Below are 6,000 nucleotides of genomic sequence, written 5' to 3' on the forward strand. Positions count from 1 at the left end.
AAAGAGTACCATCTTCATTATAAATTGGGGACGCCAACCATCGGTAAACTCGAAATAGCTCTTTATAAGTGCCAGCTAACAAAAAGCAAACGCCAGCTAAAAATGAAAATCTACAGAACCAAACAACTAACTGTAGTTGTGGATGAGTTACTTTACTGAAAGGTAACACAATCAATTATCCTCCTTGAACATAACGCTTTGCTAAGGGGCAATTGACTGTTGGCTAAACTTGCGCGAAGCGCCAAGCCAACTGTTAATTGTCCCTGTGAGTTTACGAACGAACTTTAGCAACTTGTTAGTTGCTTATTCTGATTTGCCGGAAAATTTGCGTTTGATCCATTTCCAACCATATACGAACGGTAAAAAGATGATAAACCAGAACTTTTTAGCAAAAATAGCAGCAGCAGCTAAGAATCCAGCTTTAACAGCCGCTTTGCCTGTTGCAAGTTTATAAACCAATGCTCCAGCTCCCATTGCAGCAACAGTGTCTGTTTCAGGCATAAAGTCATCATATTGAAAGCCTTCATTATATGTATAACTCGCCAAAACAGGCTCTAATACAGCCTCGGCATTAGTAAATTGTTCAGGCGAACCAGCCCAAATAACTTCTGTATAACCTTTTCTGCCTAGTTTTAATGCTTTAGCGTTAATAAATTGTGTATTCTCACTTGTATGCCCATTAATAGCCCAATAAATAATCAAGTTCTCTTTATCAAGAAAAGGTGTCTGCGCCCAACCGTCAATATATAGCTTGGCATGACCTTCAGCGCGTATTTTATTGGTTTCTTCTGTGCCTTGTATGATTTCAGCTAACATCTCATCGGAGTCAATGTTTTCTTCCCAGTCATCAGTTTTTACAAAACCAATGTCATATCGCTGATAAATTGCCGTAGATTCAGATTCATCGGTATGTATTTTGAGTTTTACTGCATCAGGCTTGAAGCCATCGTGCCCTTCTGTAAGAAGCATGAATTTGTGGGCATCTTTTCCCAAAACTAAATACTCATTTTCACTAATCGTAATCTTTGCATCACTTGAGGGAAGTTCATAGCTATCAACTGCACCTTTCCAATCAAGTTGCTGAACCTGATTAAGGTACTCATCATCTTGAGAAAAAGCTGAAAAAGATAAAAATATGGTACATATAATTAATCGTCCTAAGTGCATTATTATTTCCTTATTTGTTATTGTATTTTATGATGATGCTGCATCGGCTCAACCTACGCAACTAACACCCCGCTTAGGGGCAAAAATACGTGGGCTATAATAACGAGCGAAGCGCTTGGAGCCTACGTGTTTTTGTCCCTAGCGAGCGCAGCGATTGTTAATGCGTTTGTTATGTGAACGCTATTCACACGCCATAGTTGCCTGTTGTTTACACTTTGAAATAGATTCTTCCTCTGTACTACCACCCATACAGAAATCTAGCCTCAATAGCTTTTCTTCGCGGATTGGGGGTTTACCGTCAGCCAACGTCCAATCCCAATCTTTAATAACTTTCGTTACTGGCCTAGAAATAACCTTTTTAGGAACTGAGCTTATAAGATCGATGCTTTCGGTTGAACCACTCTCGTCGACTATTACCTTAAATATTCCGCAGCCAGCAATGCCCTTCATTGCCAACTCAACGGGATAGCGTGGCATAAATTGTTTCTCTCTAAGCCAAGTGCTTTCGGCAAATGTTGGATTCAAATGCGTTAATTCTACAGAGGCATAATTGCCTGCGGCGAATACACCAGTAGACAAAAAACAGATGACGAAAAGTAAATTCTTGTAGTTCATAAATCCTTCCTTAGTGAGTTCACATAACACCCCGCTTAGGGGCAAAAATACGTGGGCTATAATATCGAGCGAAGCGAGGACAGCCCACGTGTTTTTGTCCCAGGGAGCTTGCGACCGGCTACAGCGGTTTGTTAGTTACCTTTCTATGGTATTCCTATTTCCCATAATTGCTCTTGGCTCAACAGCAAGGTTTCTTGATTAGCAGTAAACCTAATACCGATACAATAGCTGCTTGTTATTAGAACACCTTTCTTTTTTAACTCAAAAACCACGATGGCGTCTTTACCATGAAAGTCTTTCCAAGAGTTTAGGCGGTAAACAGTCCCTTCAATAGTGCACTCTTTGTCGTTAAAGAGAAGTTCATCACTCTCATTACTTAAATACCTTGAACGAAGCTTTTCTAAAAAAGAGAACTGATTCACGAATTTCCTTTTTGGGAACTAACGCCCTAATTTGGTGGAACAAACACGTGGGCTAAACTGCGAAGCAGAGCCTGCGTGTTTGTGTCCCCAACATTTGCTTGTTATGTGGCTTATTCACTGATTTCTAAAAAGCCACCGGTTAGTTTACGCTCAAATGAAGAGCCCACTGGTGAGTTTAGGTACGGGACAATATCGCAATCATAATTCGCTATTGTATTAATATCATAAATCGCAAAGTTGTCTGCCGTATCCATATATTCATCCGATTCGTTTCCAGAGAAAAAGCGCCAACCCGAGTCTTGCTTAAAGTCTGGTTTTTCACGATACATATAACCGATTTGTTGACCTTCCACTGTGATTAAATCTGAGGCTACACAAGCTCCGAAACCAACGGCAATTTTTTTCATATCGTCTGATTTCAGTTTAAAAAATTTCACCGACTATCCTTTGCCACATAACTTCTAAATATGGGGCACAAACTGGCAGGCTAAAATGGCGAAGCCGCTGCATGTATATGTCCCTTTTGAGCGCCTTGTTATATTCCAGAGCCACCAAAAAGAAATCTAAATTCATTTGTTTGCTCCAATTCTGGGTAAGTGGATAGCAACTTTGCACTTAGTTGGTCCTTTAGCGCAAAATAATACGAGAAAAACTCTTCCCAGTTGTATTTAACTTTTTCACCTCGATGAAAAAGTAATGTCACTTTATCATCTTCTTTCAGAATATGAATAGAATCACCGCTTAGTTGCATGACCAACCTTACGTCGATTTTATTGTTCCCCAACGTAATTGTAATGAGACGATTTAGTTCTTTGTAGAATTCTAACAAGTAAACAGAAAACTCTATTTCATTTGAGGCGGTCCCGAACAGCACTGTTCCGAGAGTATAAAAGGAAAATTCATCACTCAATCCAGGGAAGTAATAATCTTGGTCCCAGCAGTTTAAGTCTTTAGAGAAGTCTATAATTTTCATATAACTGAGTTAAAGAATATAACACCTAAATATGGGGCACAAACAGGCAGGCTACAATGGCGAAGCCGCCTGCCTGTTTGTGTCCCAGCCCGCCTGCGGGCGACATGATTTTATTTTTATAAGTCAACGTCTAAACATCCACGACAAACAAATTAAAACAAAAATCGCTGACAAAGCCTTTGGGTAAATTGGATTTCTAGCTTTTAACCATTCTACGCTGGGGGATTTATTTGAAACTGGCAAATAACCGCCTACGTAAAGAGCAACCGAGAGACAAACAAAAATAACAAAGACAGTATTCATTGGCTCTGGAATCAATGCCTACCCCTTGGCTTATAACGCCGCTATAAGGGGCCGGAGTTGCGTTGATTTGTTTGTGCTAGCGTAGCGAATAAGCACAAACCAAGCAACGCAACGGAGGTCCAGCCCGCCTGCGGGCGTACCCCGATAGCCTTGTTATGCATTTGGCGCCTCTGTACTAAAATTATATAAATCGAAATCTACGCTTACACCTAGTTTTGCACATGCAGAAATCAACTCTGCGCTTAGATGAAACCCTGAATTTGTATTTGTGTAGAAGCCCACACAATTTATACCTACTTTGTATTGTTCCCCTAACTTATCAATGACTGATTTCTTCGGTAATAGTTTTGGCAATAAGTTCGAAAGGTGCTCGTCCTGATACGGTTCACTTCGAGGTAAAGAGCTATGAAACTTCCAGAAACTTCGCTTTCTGGTATTACCATTTTTAAGCAGCTGACCTTTCAATGTTACCTCAGTAGGCGTAATACCCATCTGATGAGTAATCTCATCAGGTTCACATTCGAAGTCAGCAACGTAAAAATAAGCGTAGGTGTCGTATTTTTCTTCCATATCTACATTCATGCATAACCCCCCAATAACGGGCGCAGGCACGTAGGGCTCAATAGCGAAGCGGCCCTGCGTGTTTTCGTCCCAGCGACCACAGGGAGCGTGTTAATTGGTTTGTTATAAGCCATTTTCATAGCTTGTGATTTTATACAATTTAATCGGCTGCTCTTCGTATGGTACTGAAACCGTTTCATTTAAGGAGCAGAGTACAAAAATGCCTTTTTGCGGAGGCGGCATTACTAGATTGTCAGGATAGTCTTCGTTCTCAATTGGGCCAATACCCCACCATTTTTCCCCACTAGCCACAATGAGATTTGGCGGCCATCCATTTTTAAATCGCGTTTCGCCATTAACTGTAAAGCACTCGTTTTCAGAATCTGAAGCCGAAACAAAGAAAGAAAAAAACGAAAAGATAATGGCTAAAATTTTCATGGCTTATAACACCTAAATAAGGGCACAAACAGGCAGGCTACAATGGCGAAGCCGCCTGCCTGTTTGTGTCCCAGCCCGCCTGGGGGCGACATAATTTTTTTGTTATTTGCCATGCACGTTACGCCCTTTTATTTTAAGGCATTGATAACAAGAACCTGTAAATAAAGAAAGCCAAAAAAAGCCAAAGATTACAAGTGCCGTAATAACAAGAGCCATACGCTCGTCTTGTGTCGCATTTGATTTTGACAAAGCTACCAAAAGAGGAAAAGGCACGGATACGACTATTGAAGATAGTAGCGCTAACAAAAATTTAGGCTGATTTATTGTGGTTTGGATATAGCCAACAATTGTGTGATAAATAACAAAAAGTAATAAAATTATTGGCGCAAAAAAGAATAAAGATTGATAGCCCTCTGCTGCTTGAGATGCTTCCTGATACAAGTCTATATCTGTTAAAGCAAATAACAGAATAACTAAAGAGCCTGGAAGAAAGCTCCATAAGGCCGATGCAAAAGCAAAACGTTTACTTGGCACTAATCTTATTCTCTTGGCACATAACGCCCTGCTTAGGGGCGGAAACACATGGGCTAAAATTAGGAGCGAAGCGACGCAGCCCACGTGTTTGCGTCCCAGCGAGCTTGCGAGCGACTACAGCAGATTGTTAGGGCTCACCATGCCGATACTTCCTGAAAACTTGGTTGCAATACTTTAAAGCTTTCTGAGGCATTTGGTTCCCATGGCCAAATGCCATCAACGGTAGGAAAGATTAGCTGAAGTGCTGGGTAATCAGTCCCCTTGTATAACCAATTACACGAAAGCATAAATTCTTCTTTAAACCTCTTTGCTACAGGTTTAAAGCAAACTTCAAATCCATCGAGAAACCCTTCATAAAAGCTTTCTTCCGTGAAAATTTCACCTTCTTGAACGCGGCGATTATATTCATTTGCGATCCAAGAGGACAACTCACTTCTCAGACCAAGGATGATCACTTCTGGGCGACTTTCCTGTTTGTTGATACCAACAGTGTATGTGAAATTAGGATCTTCTTCTTTCGGGTCAAATACGGAAATAACATGGCATCCGTATTCTTCTATATTTCCCATAATCTTAATTTCTGCTTGGTTCATAAAACTTCCTTGAGGGCCCTAACGCTCCGCATAACGGGCAAAAACACGTAGGCTACAATACCAAGCGAAGCGCAGGGAGCCTACGTGTTTTTGTCCCTAGCGAGCGCAGCGAGTGTTAATGCGTTTGTTATGTGCGCGGCTCTGACACAACCTTTACGTAACCAACTATGGTGTAAGCCTCACAAATATGCCAAGTAAAGCCGTTTTTGATTAATGGTAAATCTTGTTTGGGCAATACAAACCCTCCAATTGCTCTGCAAGTTCTCCCAGGCTCTAGTATTTCGACACCAATAAAATTTAGCTTTCCAATAAAGGCATAATCTCGACCAGGGATCCAATGGTTTGGGCTTATCCCAGTTCGATATCCCCACCGATTTTTCATGGCAAGTTCAAT

General features: G+C 41.0%; 10 protein-coding genes. All 10 read right to left on the minus strand.

Translation table 11 applies throughout. The features are described 5' to 3' along the window. Nucleotides 1–303: 303 nt before the first annotated feature. A complete protein-coding gene (locus tag BUB81_RS18555) occupies nucleotides 304–1,167 on the minus strand; it encodes a DUF2167 domain-containing protein (protein ID WP_073324826.1) in 864 nt (287 codons plus the stop codon). Nucleotides 1,168–1,347: 180 nt separating this feature from the next. Then, entirely contained in the window at nucleotides 1,348–1,782 is a 435-nt protein-coding gene (locus BUB81_RS18560; RefSeq protein WP_073324827.1) for an energy transducer TonB, read from the minus strand. A 143-nt stretch (nucleotides 1,783–1,925) separates the two neighbouring features. Then, nucleotides 1,926–2,204: a hypothetical protein gene (locus BUB81_RS18565; protein ID WP_014998547.1), complete on the minus strand. Its 279-nt coding sequence runs from the start codon at nucleotides 2,202–2,204 to the stop codon at nucleotides 1,926–1,928. A 110-nt stretch (nucleotides 2,205–2,314) separates the two neighbouring features. Further along, nucleotides 2,315–2,641 carry a DUF2185 domain-containing protein gene (locus BUB81_RS18570; protein ID WP_217653480.1) on the minus strand — a complete coding sequence of 109 codons (327 nt, stop codon included), beginning with the start codon at nucleotides 2,639–2,641 and terminating at the stop codon, nucleotides 2,315–2,317. 98 nt (nucleotides 2,642–2,739) lie between these two features. Further along, a complete protein-coding gene (locus BUB81_RS18575) occupies nucleotides 2,740–3,177 on the minus strand; it encodes a hypothetical protein (RefSeq protein ID WP_073324828.1) in 438 nt (145 codons plus the stop codon). Nucleotides 3,178–3,633: 456 nt separating this feature from the next. Then, complete coding sequence (locus tag BUB81_RS18580) at nucleotides 3,634–4,062, minus strand: DUF4279 domain-containing protein (protein WP_073324829.1); 429 nt, start codon at nucleotides 4,060–4,062, stop codon at nucleotides 3,634–3,636. Between the two features lie 102 nt (nucleotides 4,063–4,164). Continuing rightward, nucleotides 4,165–4,479, minus strand: coding sequence for a hypothetical protein (locus BUB81_RS18585; protein ID WP_073324830.1), 315 nt, complete (start codon nucleotides 4,477–4,479; stop codon nucleotides 4,165–4,167). A gap of 102 nt (nucleotides 4,480–4,581) precedes the next feature. After that, nucleotides 4,582–5,013 carry a hypothetical protein gene (locus tag BUB81_RS18590; protein WP_073324831.1) on the minus strand — a complete coding sequence of 144 codons (432 nt, stop codon included), beginning with the start codon at nucleotides 5,011–5,013 and terminating at the stop codon, nucleotides 4,582–4,584. 134 nt (nucleotides 5,014–5,147) lie between these two features. After that, entirely contained in the window at nucleotides 5,148–5,606 is a 459-nt protein-coding gene (locus tag BUB81_RS18595) for a DUF4262 domain-containing protein (RefSeq protein WP_073324832.1), read from the minus strand. 127 nt (nucleotides 5,607–5,733) lie between these two features. Then, nucleotides 5,734–6,000, minus strand: a 267-nt coding sequence (locus tag BUB81_RS22295; protein WP_217653478.1) for a hypothetical protein, incomplete at its 5' end; no start/stop codon positions are given.

The organism is Marisediminitalea aggregata (genome assembly GCF_900129565.1).
GTDB lineage: Bacteria > Pseudomonadota > Gammaproteobacteria > Enterobacterales > Alteromonadaceae > Alteromonas > Alteromonas aggregata.

What these genes read in the sequence shown, in the direction of transcription:
- BUB81_RS18580 (WP_073324829.1), bottom strand. Translation starts at nt 4,062, where the DNA reads ATGAATGTAGATATGGAAGAAAAATACGACACCTACGCTTATTTTTAC.
- BUB81_RS18585 (WP_073324830.1), bottom strand. Translation starts at nt 4,479, where the DNA reads ATGAAAATTTTAGCCATTATCTTTTCGTTTTTTTCTTTCTTTGTTTCG.
- BUB81_RS18560 (WP_073324827.1), bottom strand. Translation starts at nt 1,782, where the DNA reads ATGAACTACAAGAATTTACTTTTCGTCATCTGTTTTTTGTCTACTGGT.
- BUB81_RS18575 (WP_073324828.1), bottom strand. Translation starts at nt 3,177, where the DNA reads ATGAAAATTATAGACTTCTCTAAAGACTTAAACTGCTGGGACCAAGAT.
- BUB81_RS18595 (WP_073324832.1), bottom strand. Translation starts at nt 5,606, where the DNA reads ATGAACCAAGCAGAAATTAAGATTATGGGAAATATAGAAGAATACGGA.
- BUB81_RS18555 (WP_073324826.1), bottom strand. Translation starts at nt 1,167, where the DNA reads ATGCACTTAGGACGATTAATTATATGTACCATATTTTTATCTTTTTCA.